Below are 15,007 nucleotides of genomic sequence, written 5' to 3'. Positions count from 1 at the left end.
GCGATGTGTCTATATCTCATATAGAAGAGAGGGGACAAAATGGATACGATCAGCCAAGTTATGCAATATCTCATTACGGGCCTCACGACGGGGAGCATCTATGCGCTTATCGCCGTCGGTTACGTTACCATCTATAATGTAACCGGCGTGATTAACTTTGCGCAAGGAGAGTTTACGATGCTTGGAGCTCTTCTATGCGTATCCTTCGTTCAATCGGGGGTTCCGCTGGTTTTCAGTATCATACTGGCCATTGTTCTTACGGCCTGTTTCGGTTTCTTCATGGAGAGAACGACGGTCTATCCGGTCAGAAATGCGAATTTTGTAACGTTGATCATTATTACGATTGGCGTATCGATCGTGCTCAGGGGGGCAGGTCTGCTGATTTGGGGAAACACGCCGTTAAGCCTCCCGCCGTTTTCCGACAGCTCGCCGGTTATGATCCTGGGCGCCGTCCTGATTCCGCAAAGCATCTGGGTGTTTGCGACACTGGTGCTGCTGCTGGGTATGCTGTATTTATTTTTTGAAAAAACGGTGCTCGGCACGGCGTTGAAGGCATGCGTCATCAACCCCAAGGCCGCGCAGCTAATGGGAATCAATACCCGATCGATGTCAGCTTTTGCGTTTACGGCCAGCGCTGCGGTCGGCGCTGTGGCCGGCATCGTGGTGACTCCGATCACAGGAGCCATTTACGATATGGGCCTCTTGCTCGGCCTAAAGGGCTTTATGGCCATGGTCATCGGCGGGATGAACAACATATCCGGCGCCGTCTTTGCCGGTTTTTTGATTGGCGTGATCGAGGCGTTCAGCGGAGGGTACATTTCCACTTCCTACAGCGATGCGATCAGCTTTGCTTTCCTGCTGCTGGTATTGTTCATTTCACCGAACGGCATGATGAGTAAAGCAACCGGAAAACGGGTCTAAAGAAAGGGGGAGTCTTGTGAAGAAGCAAACGCTGTATGCCAGCCGGCTCAAGCCGCTTTTCATCCTGATGGTGCTCATCGTGCTTGCGCCGGTCCTTTTTCATTCTCCTTATTATTTGACGGTATTGGTGCTGATCGGGATTTACAGCATCATTACGCTGGGATTAAGTCTGCTGATGGGATATGCGGGTCAAATCTCGCTTGGGCATGCGGCCTTCTTTGGAATCGGAGCGTATACCTCGGGCATCCTGACCGTTAAGTACGGGGTTGCGCCGCTTGTGGCGATGTTGGCCGGGATTCTGTTGACAGGTTTGATTGCTTTTGCAGTCGGCATTCCAACGCTGAAGCTGAAGGAGCATTTTCTGGCGCTGGCGACCATCGGTTTTAACATTATCGTATACATCGTCATTTTAGGCATGTACGACCTGACCGGCGGGGCATCGGGTTTAACCGGGATTCCGAAATTTTCGGTATTCGGCTTCGACATTCGCGGGGAATGGAATTATTACTTTCTCGTATGGGGGATTGTGCTTCTCCTGGCATCGTTTTGCATTAATTTAGTGCAATCCCATATCGGCAGGGTGCTTCGGGGGATTCACGACAGCGAGATCGCGACGCTCACGCAGGGAATAGATGTATTGAAATATAAGCTGCAAATTTTTGTGTTAAGCGCGGTTTTTGCTTCTGCAGCCGGAAGCTTGTACGCCCATTTTATGAATTTTCTCGCACCGGGAACATTTTACGTGCTGGCATCGATCCAACTGCTGATCATGGTCGTTGTCGGAGGGGCTCAACCGATTTGGGGCGCGATCCTTGGCGCTTTCGTGATGACGGTGCTGGCGGAAGGCGTGCGCCATTATGTCCCGATGGTAATGGATGTCGGCGGAGAAATTGAAATTATCATTTACGGTCTTCTGTTGGTTCTCGTCATGATGTTTATGCCCAAAGGCTTGCTGCCGATGATCGGCGCAATACAGGAACGCTTCCGACGCAGGAAGCTCCCGGAAGGAGGCGGGCCGCATGGACAGCGCACTGTTGGAAGTTAAGCAATTAACCAAACGTTTCGGCGGCATTGTAGCGGTGGACGGTGTTTCTTTCAACGTTCGAAAAGGGGAGATCGTAGCGGTTATCGGTCCGAACGGAGCGGGCAAAACGACGCTGTTTAACATGATTTCCTCTATTTTGGAGCCAAGCGAGGGCGAGGTCTGGTTCAAGGGAGAGAAATTAACCGGAACGCAGGTTCACCGGCTGGCTGCGAAGGGGATCACGAGGACCTTCCAAAATCTTCAAATTTTCGAGTCCATGACGGTGCTGGAAAATGTCATGCTCGGTACGCATACAAAGCTCAAAACGACGATCTTCAATGCCGGCTTTCGGCTGCCGGTGGTGAAAGAAGACGACGAAACCGCGGCTTCTTTAGCGCTTCAGGCATTGGAATCGGTTGGCTTACAGGACAAACAGGCGGAGATTGCCGGCAACCTTCCTTACGGTTTGCGCAAGCTGCTGGAGTTGGCCAGGGCGATTGTGCTGAAGGCGGATCTGATCCTGCTCGACGAACCGATGGCGGGCTTAAATGACGGGGAAAGCCACCGGCTCGCTTCGTTCCTGCTGGAGATGAAAAATAAGGGGCACTCTTTTCTTTTTGTCGAGCACGACATGGCCGCCGTCATGAAAATTGCGGATCGCATCGTCGTTATCGATTTCGGGGTCAAGATTGCCGAGGGGTCCCCCGAGCAAATAAGAAACCATCCTAAGGTGATCGACGCCTACTTAGGGAAGGAGTTGGAATGATGCTGCAGGCCAACGGCATTACCGCTTACCACGGCCGCATCCGCGCGCTGCATCAGGTCAGCCTGTCCGTCCATCCGGGCGAGATGGTATCCATCATCGGAGCGAATGGCGCAGGGAAGAGCACGCTGCTTGGGGTTCTTGCGGGCTTATATAAGCCGGCGCAAGGAGAGATTCTCCTGGGGAAAGATCGGATCGAGCATCTGCCGGCGCATCAGGTCGTCCGCAAAGGGATCAGCCTTGTGCCCGAAGGAAGGCAGGTGTTTACGAGCTTGAGCGTCAGAGAAAATCTGATTCTTGGCATGTATCACAAATATAAGCGAGAGAAGCACACGGTGGAGTCGAAGCTGGAAGCGATGCTGGAGATGTTCCCCGGTTTGAAGAAGCACTATAAGTCAGCGGCCGGCAATATGAGCGGCGGGGAGCAGCAAATGCTGGCCATCGCCCGAGGGCTGATGGCGGATCCGAAAATTATTTTGCTCGATGAGCCTTCTATGGGACTTGCGCCTTTCATTGTGAAGGAGATCCTTGTCATTTTGCAGCGCATCAGGGACGACCTCGGGACGATGGTCATTTTGGTGGAGCAGAATGTAAAAGCCGCCTTGAAGGTGGCGGACCGGGTGTATGTGATGGATCGGGGAACCTTCGTACTGGAAGGCAAACCGTCTGATCTGTTGTACGATCCGATGGTTCAAAAGACATATCTTGGTACAGTTCACGAAACCAAAGGAGCGGTAAATGCATGAGTGATGTACAGACGAAGGTGAAAGGGATGTTCTTCCTATCCGATGAACAGGAAGCGATTCAATCGCTTGCGCGAGAGTTCGCCTCGCAGGAGATTGCGCCTCGCGCAAGACACTATGATGAAACGGAAAGCTTCCCTGCGGAAATCATGAAGAAGCTTTACGAGACCGGCCTGTCTAATCTGGCGATCCCCGAAGCGTATGGCGGTGCGGGGATCGATAAGATATCCCATGCGTTAATCATGGAGGAAATCGCGAAAGCATGTGCCGGTGTTGCGACCAGCCTGGATGCGAATTCGTTGGCCTCCTATCCGATTCTGGTGGGAGGAACGGAGGAGCAAAAGCGCGTTTATTTGCGTCGTCTGACGGAAGAAGGACAGTATGCGGCTTTTGCGCTGACGGAGCCTGCCGCCGGCAGCGATGTAAGCTCGCTGCGAACGACAGCAGAACGAATCGGCGACGATTACGTGTTGAATGGGGAAAAGTGCTTTATCACCAATGCCAGCGTAGCGAATTTTTATGTCGTGCTCGCCAAGCTGAAAGGCGAAACTGGATCAAGAGCATTTACCGCGTTTATCGTCGAGCGGGACGCTGAAGGTGTTTCTGTGGGAGAGAAAGAGAAAAAGCTTGGACTTCGTGCATCCGACACGGCATCCGTTCTATTCGAAGACGTGAAGATTCCGTCGGCCCAACGTCTGGGCGCTGAAGGGGAGGGCTTTAAAATATTCATGAAGGCTCTGATGTATGCCAGACCGATGGTCGGCTCGCAGGCGGTCGGAATCGCCCAAGGCGCTTATGAAGCCGCTGTGCAATATGCAAAAGAGCGAAAGCAGTTCGGGAAGCCGATCGCCGATCTGCAAGCCATTCAATTTATGCTGGCTGACATGGCGATGAATATTGAAGCGTCCCGTTTGCTGGTACAAAAAGCGGTGTTTCTGCTGCAGGAAGGCCGTCCTTCCGTCAGGCACGCCTCATTCGCCAAGTGCTTCGCTGCGGATACGGCCATGAAGGTAGCAACGGACGCCGTACAAATCTATGGTGGTTATGGCTTTATCCGCGAGTACCCGGTCGAGAAATATTTTCGGGATGCGAAGATTATGCAAATTTATGAAGGGACGAACCAAATTCAGCGTGTCGTTATCGCCAAAGAAATTTTATCCTGACAAGTGGAGAACGTTTGTCATTTCGGAGGGAGAAGTCCATGGACATAATTGTGATCATGAAGCAAACGATGGATACGGAAGAAAATGTGGTGCTGGTCGAAGGACGCATTCAGGAAGATGGAGTGCGTTTTATTATGAATCCCTACGACGAATATGCCGTGGAGGAAGCCGTACGATTGCGGGAGGCATTCGGAGGTACGGTTACCATCGTCTCTATCGGGCCGGATCGTGTGGAAGCTTCGATGAGAACGGCATTGGCGATGGGTGCGGATCAAGGTGTCCTTGTCGATGACGAGTCGCTGTTCGGCGACGAATGGACAACCTCGAAAGTCCTGGCGTCGGTGATCCGCAGCTGCCCGTTCGATCTCATTCTGACCGGGAATATGTCTGTCGACAACGGATCCGGTCAGACGGGACCCAGGGTCGCAGAAGAGCTCGATATCCCGCATGTCTCGTCTGTTACGAAGCTGACGGTGGAAGGCAGCCGGCTCACGGTGGAGCGGGATGCGGAAGGGGATACGGAGACCGTCGAGCTCTGCCTTCCGGCGCTTGTCACCGCGCAGCAGGGGCTGAATGAGCCGCGCTATCCTTCCTTGCCGGGGATTATGAAGGCGAAGAAGAAACCGATCAATCGGATCGGTGCGGCGGAACTTGGAGTGAACGTCGGGGAAGTCCAACCGAAAACAAGGGTAATCCATCAATACGTCCCCCCGAAGAGGGGCGCCTGTCAACTGCTAGCCGGCGATGCGCAGACCCAGGCGTCAGACTTGGTGCAGCTGCTTCGAAACGCTGCCAAAGTGATATAAGAGGAGGAAACGCGATGAGCAGAAACGTACTTGTTTTGGCGGAAATTCGGGACGGCGGCATTCGCAGCGTGACCTTCGAGGCGCTGGGCGCAGCAAGGCTGGCCGCGGAGGGCGGAACGGTAAACGTTGCTTTATTGGGAGCAGGAGTATCCGTGCACGAATCTGCATTGAGAGAACAGGGCGCTGACCGTATATATAAGGTGGAGCACGAGGCATTGCGGCATTATACTCCGGATGCGTACACCCAGGCGTTCGCGGCGTTATTAAAAGAGACGGCACCGGATTGCGTCTTTATGGGGCATACGGCGACCGGCAAAGATTTGGCTCCCCGTGTTGCCGCTAAATTTGGATGGGGATTGATCTCCGACGTCACAGATATTGCGCTCGTGGACGGCGAATTGGTCTTTACCCGTCCGATCTACGCAGGTAAAGCGTTCCAGAAGAAAAAAACGACGGAGGCCGTCGTCTTCGCCACCATTCGTCCAAACAACATTCAGGTCGGCAAACCGGATGCATCCCGTATTTCGGAAACGGTGGATTTCAAGGTGGAATTCACGGATCTTCGCTCTACCGTGCGGCATGTGGTTCGTCAATCGCTCGGGAGGGTGGATCTGGCCGAGGCCAAAATTATCGTCTCCGGAGGAAGAGGAGTGAAGAGTGTCGACGGATTCAAGCCGCTGGAGGAATTGGCCGACGTGCTCGGCGCTGCCGTAGGGGCCTCGTGCGGGGCGTGCGATGCGGGTTATTGCGATTATGCTTTGCAAATCGGGCAAACGGGTAAAGTGGTTACGCCGGATTTATATATCGCTTGCGGCATATCGGGTGCGATCCAGCATGTTGCCGGTATGTCCAACGCCAAGATCATTGTCGCCATTAATAAGGATCCGGAAGCGCCGATTTTTAAAATTGCCGATTACGGCATCGTCGGAGATCTTTTCGAGATCGTACCTTTATTGTCGAACGAATTTAGAAGCGCATTGATAACGTCGTAACAGGAGGTTTCCACATGTGGCCGCTGCTGAATTTCGCTGCTTTTATCGCCGTTTCGGGGTTTGCGGTCTATTGGTTCGCAGCCGTGGTGTACAGCCGCATAACTTATATTCGACTGGGCAAGCCCCACGAATTAAAGCAGGACCTGGACGTACGCATTCGTGAATTTTTAATCCAAGTATTCGGTCAGAAGAAATTGCTGAAAGACAAAAAGAGCGGCATGATGCATATGGTGATGTTTTACGGGTTCATTATTTTGCAGTTCGGCGCAGTTGAGCTGATCGTAAAAGGGTTTATCAAAGGGTTCGAGCTGCCGCTTGGAGCGGCACACCCTTATTTCAGTTTAACTCAAGAGGTGACAACCTTCTTGGTTTTATTGGCCGTGGCATATGCCTTCTACCGGAGATATGTCGAGAAGCTTTCCCGGCTTAAACGAGGGCTGAAGTCGGGGGTCGTCATTTTATTCCTTGCCGTGCTGATGAGCTCGATCTTGCTGTCGCTGGCGTTTGAGCGGCTTTGGTTAGGGGCAGACAGCAGCTTGTATGCGCCTTTCTCTTCTTTATTGGCCGCTTTGTTTACAGGACTGTCGGAAAGTCAGGCTGGCGCAGCTTTTTATATATTCTGGTGGGTTCATTTGCTTACGCTGCTGGCCTTCTTGGTCTATGTGCCGCAATCGAAGCACGCACATCTTTTGTTTGCGCCCGTAAACATTGCGCTGCGTGAAACGAAACCTTACGGGAAACTGAGCTCGCTCCATTTGGAGGACGAGACCCAGGAATCCTTCGGTGCAGGCAAAGTGGAAGATTTCCGGCGCAATCAATTGATCGATTTGTATGCGTGCGTTGAATGCGGTCGCTGCACCCAGATGTGTCCGGCTTCGAACACGGGCAAGACACTGTCTCCCATGGATCTCATTGTCAAGCTGCGCGATCACTTAACGGAGAAAGGGGCCGTAACCTCCCGTACTCCCTGGATGCCTTCGTTATCCTTTGCATCCGGCGCTGCGGCCGGGACCAGGCAAGCTGCGGATCAGCGTCCCGAAGAGAAAAGGTTAATCGGCGACGTGATTACGGAGGAGGAGCTGTGGGCGTGCACCACATGCCGCAATTGCGAGGACCAATGTCCTGTTTCTAACGAGCATGTGGAGAAAATCATCGAAATGCGCCGTTATCTGGTATTGACTCAGGGAGACATGCCTCACGAAGCGGCACGGTACTTTCAACATATCGAGAGGCAAAGCAATCCGTGGGGGATCAGCCGCAAGGACCGGATCAAATGGCGTGAAGGGCGCGAGGATCTCGTGATCCCGACAGTGGAGGAAACAGACGATTTCGAGTACTTGTTCTTTGTCGGTTCGATGGGCTCGTTTGATATCCGCAGCCAAAACATCGCCCGATCCTTCGCCAAAATCTTGAACACAGCGGGCGTGAAGTTTGCGATACTCGGCAATGAAGAGAAAAATTCGGGCGATTCCGCGCGAAGAATGGGTAACGAAATGCTGTTCCAACAGCTTTGTCAAGAAAACATCGCAGCGTTTCAAGCCTATGGAGTAAAGAAAATCGTAACGATATGTCCGCATACGTACAACACGTTTAAAAACGAATATCCGGAGTTTGGTTTGGAGGCGGAGGTTTTCCATCATACGGAGCTGATCTGGAAACTCATCCAAGAAGGCCGCATAAGACCGGAGAAGGAAATGGAAGAGGCGGTGGCTTATCACGATTCATGCTACTTGGGCCGTTACAATGGAATCTTCGACATCCCGCGCCATATTCTCCAGGCGGTTCCCGGCGTGAAGCTTCTGGAGCTGGAACGGAACCGGGAAGACGCGATGTGCTGCGGCGCAGGGGGAGGAATGATGTGGCTGGAGGAATCGCAGGGCAAGCGCGTAAACGTCGAACGAACGGAGCAAGCGCTTCAGGCGCGTCCGACCGTCATAGGGAGCAATTGCCCCTATTGTTTAACCATGATGAGTGACGGCGTGAAAAGTAAAGGGTTGGAAATCCAGGTTCAAACCTTGGATATCGCAGAAATTGTAGAACGAGCGTTATTGTGAGTCTGTGATCGTCTGGTTATGCACGATTTTTATATTATGTTTTTAAGACGAACAGAAAAATAAAATGGAATCATTCGAAGTTTTGCATTACAATAGGAAATAGGGGTGGCAGAAAACCCAAAGGTGGTGGTAGAATGAGACGAAACCAGTTTCGTTTGCGTGTGAACTGGGGAGATACCGACAAGGCGGGCATTGTATATTATCCGAATTATTTTAAGTGGTTTGATATTGCAGCACACGAGTTTTTCCGGAGTATCGGTCTTTCTCCTTCGACTTTATCGGAGCGGGATGGCGTCATCCTGCCTCTGCTGGATGTCCGCTGCTCGTTTGAGAAACCGCTTTATTACGACGATATCATCACGGTGATGACCGAAGCAGCGGAGGTCCAACCCAAAACCATAAAGCTGACGCATCAAGTGTTTGCCCGCGGCGTTCGCACAGGTCATGGGTATGAATTGCGAGGATGGGTAAAGGAAGCAAATGGCAGCATCAAAGCAGTGGAAATTCCCGCAGCCTACCGTGCGGTTCTGGAAGAGGACCGGCCTTTTCCGCCGCTGAATGCGGATCCGTGGTTGTGCTCTTGAGGTGACAAGGATGATGGATGAATTGCTAAACAGGCATCAGCGCTTGCAGCAGCTCATGAAGCAGCGCGGAGTGGATGCCTTTGTGATTACCCATAATGTAGGACTCTATTATTTCGCAGGCTCCATGCAAACGGGATATTTGCTGATCCCTTCCGAGGGGGAAGCCACATTCTTTGTACGGAAAAGCGTATCCCGCGCCCGCAGCGAATATGCGGGAAGGGTGGAGCCGCTGGAGTCGTTGACCGAACTTCAATCCCGGTTGGAACAGGAGCGGCCCGACCTGTATCGCGGCAAGGAGCTTGTGTTTGCGACGGAGTTTGATGTGCTTCCCGTATCGTATTATCAGCGTTTGCAAAAAGCGCTGCCCGGCGTCAGATGGGTGGACGGCACAATGCTGACCCGCGAGACCAGAATGATCAAGACGCCTTACGAAATCCGCAAAATCAAGGAGTCTGCCATGGTGCTCCACACTGCGCTTGAGCGCTCCTTATCGTACATTCATGTCGGTATGTCGGAGCTTGAGATGATCAGCCGCATAGAGCATGATATGAGACAGCTGGGGCATATCGGCCTTATGCGGATGAGAGCGTATAATCAGCAGAATTCCTCCGGAATTATCGTGTCGGGAGCTTCTGCGGCATTTCCTACATCCTTTGACGGGCCTGCGGGAGGAGAAGGGCTAAGTGCAGCCTTTCCCTTCGGAGCAAGCCGCAGAACATTTGAAAAGAATGTTCCCATATTGATCGATGTTGGCTGCTGTATAGACGGGTATCATATTGACCAATCGAGAACCATAGTGTTCGGGGAATTGCCTGACGATTTGCAGTATGCTTATGATGCCGCCGAGCGAATCGCCAAACAGACTGAAACCAATATGCGGGCCGGAACCGTCTGCGAGCGGCTTTACCTGGATGCGGTAACGATGGCTGAAGCGGAAGGGCTGGTCGATCACTTCATGGGATTCAAGGCGGACAGGGCTAAATTTTTGGGACATGGCATCGGGCTTGAGCTTGATGAATTTCCCGTGCTGGCCGAGAAATTCACGTACCCGCTTCAACCCGGAATGGTGATTGCCGTTGAACCGAAATTTACTTTTCCCGGCCGTGGAGTCGTCGGCACCGAAGATACCTATCTGATTACGGAAACGGGATGCGAGCGAATCTCAATGACACCTCCCGGATTGATTAGAATGTAAACATTTCATATGTCAAAAGCAAAGTATAACGAAAAACGATGAGATCATGAGGATAATACCAGGGACTTGCTTGAAAACCACGATCATCGTCCAATTCTTGGAATATCCCGTTTTGTCAAAAGAGATCGAAGGGGTATAATTAAAGCTGGATTTCATATCAACCTTCTGTACGTAGACGGGTTAAATCATGAGGAGACAATGATCATGGGGAAACTTTCCCGGACGCAAACCGTTTTATTCATTATTTTTTTAGTTACTGTCTGGGGAGTGAATTGGCCGTTATCCAAATTTGCGTTGTTGTACACACCGCCGGTATTGTTCTCGGGACTCAGAACGTTGTTAGCGGGTCTTGTTCTGCTGCTGATTGCTTTGCCAAGATATAAAAAACTCCATTTCAAAGAAACCTGGCCGGTCTATTTGCTGTCCGCTTTGTTTAATGTCGTTTTGTATTACGGGCTGCAAACGATCGGGCTGAATTATCTGCCTGCCGGCCTGTTTTCTGCGCTTGTGTTCCTTCAACCTGTCCTTGTGGGCCTATTCTCATGGATGTGGTTGGGGGAAGCGATGTACGGCCTGAAAATGGCGGGCCTTGTTCTCGGTTTTTCCGGAGTGGGACTCATCAGTACGGGCGGTATATCCGGCCATATCTCCTTCACGGGCATTATGTTTGCCCTGGGTTCTGCGCTCAGCTGGGCGATAGGGACCGTTTATGTGAAGAAAAAAGCTTCGGCCGTGGACCCGATCTGGCTGGTGACGCTCCAATTCATCACAGGCGGGCTCTTCATGACGGCTGCGGGCTTAAGTGTAGAGCGTTGGACCGATATTGTCTGGACACCTGCTTTTATTCTGACGCTTCTGTTTATTTCGCTTTTTGTCATCGCGATAGGCTGGCTCGTATTCTTTAGACTCATTGACTCCGGTGAGGCAAGCAAAATGTCTTCGTACACGTTTATGATACCTATCGTGGCCATTCTGGCCGGAAGCCTGTTTCTTCACGAGCCGATAACCTTGTCTCTTTTGGGCGGGGTAGTGCTGATTCTCGTCAGCATCTATTTTGTGAACAAGACACCGGGCAGGGTCAGGTTAAAGACCAAAAGCTGATAACCGTATCCGGAAGGGGCTGTCCCCAAGCATTGGCATGGCATGGAACATCCCGAATAGGAAAACGAAAGGACCTCAAATCCCGCTGAAGGCGGGGATGAGGTCCTTTTTTTATATAACGTTAAGCAGGGCATAGGTGTGAGATGCTCCAATGTGCCTCGAATGTTTCAATTCGTTGAAAGATGGGTAAAAAATTAGAAAGGGGGGAATAGGGATGATTCGTTTTGAGAAAGTGAGAAAGGTCTATGAAGACGGATTTGTGGCTCTGAAAAACATTAATCTTGAATTCAAAGAGGGCGAATTAACCGTACTGATCGGTCCAAGCGGCTGCGGAAAGACCACATTGATGAAGCTGATCAACAGGCTGAATCATCCGAGTCAGGGAAAAGTATTGATCCGCAACAAGGACATTTCCGGCATTGACCCGATCCAATTGAGGCGAAGTATAGGCTATGTCATCCAAAGTATCGGTTTATTTCCACATATGACGATTGCGGCTAATGTGGGCGTCGTTCCCCGATTGCTTCATTGGGATAAAGACCGCATTGATCAGCGGGTGGATGAGCTTTTGCGCCTTGTTCATCTTGACCCTGATACCTACCGTAACCGGTATCCTGCAGAGCTTAGCGGCGGACAGCAGCAGCGCATCGGAATCATTCGGGCGCTCGCCGCAAACCCCGAAATTATATTGCTCGATGAACCGTTCAGCGCGCTGGACCCGATCAGCCGTGAGCAGCTTCAGGATGAGCTCATCAGACTTCAGCAGGATTTCAAACATACCATCGTCTTTGTGACTCATGATATGGATGAAGCGCTTAAAATAGCCGACACCATTGTTCTGATGAAAGAGGGCGAGGTTGTGCAGACGGGACGGCCCGAACAAATTCTGCGGCATCCGGCCGATGATTTTGTCAGAAATTTCATCGGCAAGAAAAGGCTGCAAACCGGAACGGCCGATCAATTGCTTAAAGTAGACGATGTCATGACGGAGAATGCTGTAACCGCATATCCGACGCGCGGCTTGGCCGAAGCCATCAAGCTGATGGAAAAGCGGAAAGTCGATTCTTTGATTGTGGTAGACCGGAACAACGATTTACTCGGTTATGCTTCGATCTTCAGTGTGCTGGACATGTACCGGGAAGAATTCGCCACGTTGGCCGACGTCATGAGCCCTTTTGAGCATGTGGTGGAATCGGGTATGCCGGTAACAGCCGCCATTTCTCTTATGAACGAACACGGGCTGCCCTATGTGCCGGTGATCCGCAACGGACGTTTTGCCGGTCTTATTACCAAGGGAAGCCTTGTCCGGCATCTGGCCGAAGTGTACGCGCCGGCTGAATCAACGGAATCGGAGCTGCCTGAGGCTGCGATATCCGATATGCATTGGGAGCAATCCACTCAGGAGATGAGGGGCGGCGAGACGCTATGATCGCTCAATATTTTGAATTTGTCTTTAACCGTCAGGAAGATATTTTGCGGGCACTGCAGGAACACCTGGTGATCTCGGCTGTATCGGTGGCGCTCGGGGCTGCGGTGGCGATTCCCATTGGAATTTGGCTGGCCGCAAACAAGATTTCCTGGATAAACGGGATCATCTTCTCCATAGCCAATATATTGCAAACGATACCCAGTCTGGCCCTGCTGGCCATACTTATTCCACTGTTGGGAGTTGGCCGCACACCCGCCGTTTTTGCGCTGTTCCTGTATTCACTCATGCCGATTCTGCGTAATACCTATTCCGGTTTTCAATCTGTCGATCCGAATCTTCTGGAGGCTGCCAAAGGAATGGGTTACAACCGAAGGCAGATGTTAATCCAGATTCAACTGCCGCTTGCTTTTCCTTATATTATGTCAGGGATTCGGGTAACGACGGTCTACATTATCAGTTGGGCTACATTGGCGACACTGATCGGCGCCGGAGGGCTGGGGCAATTAATATTTGCCGGCATGGGGACCAACAAGAAAGAGCTTATTTTTACAGGTGCTGTTCTGGCGGTTATTTTGGCGTTGGTTGCGGACTTTTTCCTGAGCCTTGCAGAAAAGCGGGTTACAGCCAACACCCATACCGCAGCCCAGGGGGAAAACCAATGATCCGGCAGAAATTTGCTTCTTCGTTATGCCTAACCATCCTTGCCGTCTTCCTCATTTTTCCGCTTTCGGGATGCGGGAACGAAGACAGGATTATCATCGGCACTCAGACCTATTCGGAGCCCAAGATATTAGCGCAAATGCATAAGCTTATGATCGAGGACAGGACTGGCCTCAAGGTCGATGTATTACCCGATCTGGCATCCAGCGGCGTTGTCACCCAGGCGTTAATAAACAACGATATCCAAATGGCCGTGCTGTATACGGGCATGATCTTTGATCAATATTTTCCGGTTGAGCCCGACAAGGACCGCGAACGCGTGTTCCGGCAGGCCAAAGAAGGCTTTGACAAGTATTACGGCTTACATTGGTTTGATCCGTACGGCTTTGAGAACACGTATGCCTTTACCGTAAGGGAGGACGTAGCGGAACAAAACCGACTCGACACGATTTCCGACGTAGCGCCTATAGCCGCCAATATGTCCCTTGGCGTAGATACGACCTGGCTGGAGCGGGAAAGCGACGGTTATCCCGCATTTCGCAAGCATTACGGGATCACCTTCGGCAGAACGATTCCTATGGAAGTGGCGCTGGTTTACAAGGCGGTGGCGAATAAGAATGTGGATATCGTGCTGGCATATTCCACCGATCCCCGCATCAAGGAATACCATCTGAAATCACTTCAAGACGACAAGCAGTTTTTCCCTCCTTACGATGCGGCGCCGGTGATCCGTAACGATGTTCTCGCCAGGCATCCGGAGTTGAATGAAATCATGAGTCTGCTGGCGGGTAAGATAGATGTGCAAACGATGATCGAGTTGAATTATGAAGTCGACATCAATAAAAGAAACGAAAGAAAAGTAGCCGAAGAATATCTGAAAAAAGTTGGACTGCTGGACTAAAGACAAGAGGTGGTTGTATGGAGTTGTTTTTTCGCTATGTGGGGGAAAACTGGCTTTACCTCGTTGAACTCACTTATCAGCATATTCTGATGGTTGTATCGGGCTTGCTGTTAGCTTTGATGGTAGGAGTTCCTCTCGGTATACTTGCTGCAAGAGTCCCCAAGCTGGCCGGTGTCATTTTAGCCTCGGCTAATGTCGTGCAGGTTTTTCCAAGCCTGGCTATGCTGGTGCTGCTGATGATTGTATTCGGGCTCGGATTCAATACCGTGGTCATCGGATTGTTCCTGTACTCGCTGCTGCCGGTAATCCGCAATACGTATGTTGGACTGACCCAGGTGGACCCGGCGATTACCGAAGCCGGGCGGGGGGTAGGCATGAATCCCTTGCAGCTGCTGGTTCTTGTGCAGTTTCCCCTTGCTCTGCCATTTGTGTTTACGGGCATAAGGGTGGCAGCCGTCATCGCGATCGGCGTCGCAACGATCGCCCCGTTGATCGGGGGAGAAGGTCTTGGACGTGAAATTTATTCCGGCATCAATATGGATAATTCAGCCCGTCTCTACGCAGGAGCTATTCCGGCGGCCGCGCTTGCCCTGTTGGCCGATTTTCTTCTGGGTTACCTGCAGCGGCGGGTGGGCCGGCAAAGGAAGGCTGCTTCAAAGACGACCGCTTAA

General features: G+C 51.6%; 15 protein-coding genes. All 15 read left to right on the top strand.

Going from position 1 to position 15,007, the window contains the following annotated elements; translation table 11 throughout:
• Positions 1–39 precede the first annotated feature (39 nt).
• Positions 40–921 carry a branched-chain amino acid ABC transporter permease gene (locus NR121_RS00510; RefSeq protein ID WP_062408179.1) on the top strand — a complete coding sequence of 294 codons (882 nt, stop codon included), beginning with the start codon at positions 40–42 and terminating at the stop codon, positions 919–921.
• Positions 922–937: 16 nt separating this feature from the next.
• A complete protein-coding gene (locus NR121_RS00505) occupies positions 938–1,966 on the top strand; it encodes a branched-chain amino acid ABC transporter permease (protein WP_062408181.1) in 1,029 nt (342 codons plus the stop codon).
• Positions 1,941–2,711: an ABC transporter ATP-binding protein gene (locus NR121_RS00500; protein ID WP_054817210.1), complete on the top strand. Its 771-nt coding sequence runs from the start codon at positions 1,941–1,943 to the stop codon at positions 2,709–2,711. Before NR121_RS00505 ends, NR121_RS00500 begins: the two co-directional genes overlap by 26 nt.
• Positions 2,708–3,454, top strand: a complete 747-nt coding sequence (locus NR121_RS00495) for an ABC transporter ATP-binding protein (RefSeq protein ID WP_306274216.1) — start codon at positions 2,708–2,710, stop codon at positions 3,452–3,454. The genes NR121_RS00500 and NR121_RS00495 overlap by 4 nt, the downstream gene beginning before the upstream one ends.
• Positions 3,451–4,614, top strand: coding sequence for an acyl-CoA dehydrogenase family protein (locus NR121_RS00490; protein WP_283956631.1), 1,164 nt, complete (start codon positions 3,451–3,453; stop codon positions 4,612–4,614). Before NR121_RS00495 ends, NR121_RS00490 begins: the two co-directional genes overlap by 4 nt.
• Before the next feature lie 38 nt (positions 4,615–4,652).
• Complete coding sequence (locus NR121_RS00485) at positions 4,653–5,420, top strand: electron transfer flavoprotein subunit beta/FixA family protein (protein WP_054817211.1); 768 nt, start codon at positions 4,653–4,655, stop codon at positions 5,418–5,420.
• A 14-nt stretch (positions 5,421–5,434) separates the two neighbouring features.
• A complete protein-coding gene (locus tag NR121_RS00480) occupies positions 5,435–6,412 on the top strand; it encodes an electron transfer flavoprotein subunit alpha/FixB family protein (RefSeq protein WP_054817212.1) in 978 nt (325 codons plus the stop codon).
• Positions 6,413–6,426: 14 nt separating this feature from the next.
• Complete coding sequence (locus NR121_RS00475; protein ID WP_256830107.1) at positions 6,427–8,466, top strand: heterodisulfide reductase-related iron-sulfur binding cluster; 2,040 nt, start codon at positions 6,427–6,429, stop codon at positions 8,464–8,466.
• Positions 8,467–8,600: 134 nt separating this feature from the next.
• Positions 8,601–9,050: an acyl-CoA thioesterase gene (locus NR121_RS00470; RefSeq protein ID WP_062408187.1), complete on the top strand. Its 450-nt coding sequence runs from the start codon at positions 8,601–8,603 to the stop codon at positions 9,048–9,050.
• Between the two features lie 10 nt (positions 9,051–9,060).
• The gene (locus NR121_RS00465) at positions 9,061–10,245 is read left to right on the top strand and encodes a M24 family metallopeptidase (RefSeq protein WP_306274217.1); all 1,185 of its coding nucleotides are present in this window, start codon (positions 9,061–9,063) and stop codon (positions 10,243–10,245) included.
• A gap of 204 nt (positions 10,246–10,449) precedes the next feature.
• Complete coding sequence (locus tag NR121_RS00460) at positions 10,450–11,346, top strand: DMT family transporter (RefSeq protein ID WP_256830106.1); 897 nt, start codon at positions 10,450–10,452, stop codon at positions 11,344–11,346.
• Between the two features lie 214 nt (positions 11,347–11,560).
• Positions 11,561–12,775 carry a betaine/proline/choline family ABC transporter ATP-binding protein gene (locus tag NR121_RS00455; RefSeq protein ID WP_054817213.1) on the top strand — a complete coding sequence of 405 codons (1,215 nt, stop codon included), beginning with the start codon at positions 11,561–11,563 and terminating at the stop codon, positions 12,773–12,775.
• Positions 12,772–13,437 (top strand): ABC transporter permease, encoded by a 666-nt coding sequence (locus NR121_RS00450; RefSeq protein ID WP_054817214.1) that lies wholly within the window; start codon positions 12,772–12,774, stop codon positions 13,435–13,437. The genes NR121_RS00455 and NR121_RS00450 overlap by 4 nt, the downstream gene beginning before the upstream one ends.
• Positions 13,434–14,336, top strand: coding sequence for a glycine betaine ABC transporter substrate-binding protein (locus tag NR121_RS00445; RefSeq protein ID WP_174349836.1), 903 nt, complete (start codon positions 13,434–13,436; stop codon positions 14,334–14,336). Before NR121_RS00450 ends, NR121_RS00445 begins: the two co-directional genes overlap by 4 nt.
• Positions 14,337–14,353: 17 nt before the next feature.
• Positions 14,354–15,007 carry an ABC transporter permease gene (locus tag NR121_RS00440; RefSeq protein WP_174349837.1) on the top strand — a complete coding sequence of 218 codons (654 nt, stop codon included), beginning with the start codon at positions 14,354–14,356 and terminating at the stop codon, positions 15,005–15,007.

Source organism: Paenibacillus sp. Pae15, from assembly GCF_024519685.1.
In the GTDB taxonomy this organism is placed as follows: domain Bacteria; phylum Bacillota; class Bacilli; order Paenibacillales; family NBRC-103111; genus Paenibacillus_G; species Paenibacillus_G naphthalenovorans.
The sequence above is the reverse complement of the archived record's forward strand: the minus strand, read 5'-3'. Positions and strand labels throughout refer to the sequence as shown.

What these genes read in the sequence shown, in the direction of transcription:
- NR121_RS00465 (WP_306274217.1), top strand. Translation starts at nt 9,061, where the DNA reads ATGATGGATGAATTGCTAAACAGGCATCAGCGCTTGCAGCAGCTCATG.
- NR121_RS00440 (WP_174349837.1), top strand. Translation starts at nt 14,354, where the DNA reads ATGGAGTTGTTTTTTCGCTATGTGGGGGAAAACTGGCTTTACCTCGTT.
- NR121_RS00455 (WP_054817213.1), top strand. Translation starts at nt 11,561, where the DNA reads ATGATTCGTTTTGAGAAAGTGAGAAAGGTCTATGAAGACGGATTTGTG.
- NR121_RS00480 (WP_054817212.1), top strand. Translation starts at nt 5,435, where the DNA reads ATGAGCAGAAACGTACTTGTTTTGGCGGAAATTCGGGACGGCGGCATT.
- NR121_RS00485 (WP_054817211.1), top strand. Translation starts at nt 4,653, where the DNA reads ATGGACATAATTGTGATCATGAAGCAAACGATGGATACGGAAGAAAAT.
- NR121_RS00475 (WP_256830107.1), top strand. Translation starts at nt 6,427, where the DNA reads ATGTGGCCGCTGCTGAATTTCGCTGCTTTTATCGCCGTTTCGGGGTTT.
- NR121_RS00510 (WP_062408179.1), top strand. Translation starts at nt 40, where the DNA reads ATGGATACGATCAGCCAAGTTATGCAATATCTCATTACGGGCCTCACG.
- NR121_RS00445 (WP_174349836.1), top strand. Translation starts at nt 13,434, where the DNA reads ATGATCCGGCAGAAATTTGCTTCTTCGTTATGCCTAACCATCCTTGCC.
- NR121_RS00450 (WP_054817214.1), top strand. Translation starts at nt 12,772, where the DNA reads ATGATCGCTCAATATTTTGAATTTGTCTTTAACCGTCAGGAAGATATT.
- NR121_RS00495 (WP_306274216.1), top strand. Translation starts at nt 2,708, where the DNA reads ATGATGCTGCAGGCCAACGGCATTACCGCTTACCACGGCCGCATCCGC.
- NR121_RS00460 (WP_256830106.1), top strand. Translation starts at nt 10,450, where the DNA reads ATGGGGAAACTTTCCCGGACGCAAACCGTTTTATTCATTATTTTTTTA.
- NR121_RS00490 (WP_283956631.1), top strand. Translation starts at nt 3,451, where the DNA reads ATGAGTGATGTACAGACGAAGGTGAAAGGGATGTTCTTCCTATCCGAT.
- NR121_RS00470 (WP_062408187.1), top strand. Translation starts at nt 8,601, where the DNA reads ATGAGACGAAACCAGTTTCGTTTGCGTGTGAACTGGGGAGATACCGAC.
- NR121_RS00500 (WP_054817210.1), top strand. Translation starts at nt 1,941, where the DNA reads ATGGACAGCGCACTGTTGGAAGTTAAGCAATTAACCAAACGTTTCGGC.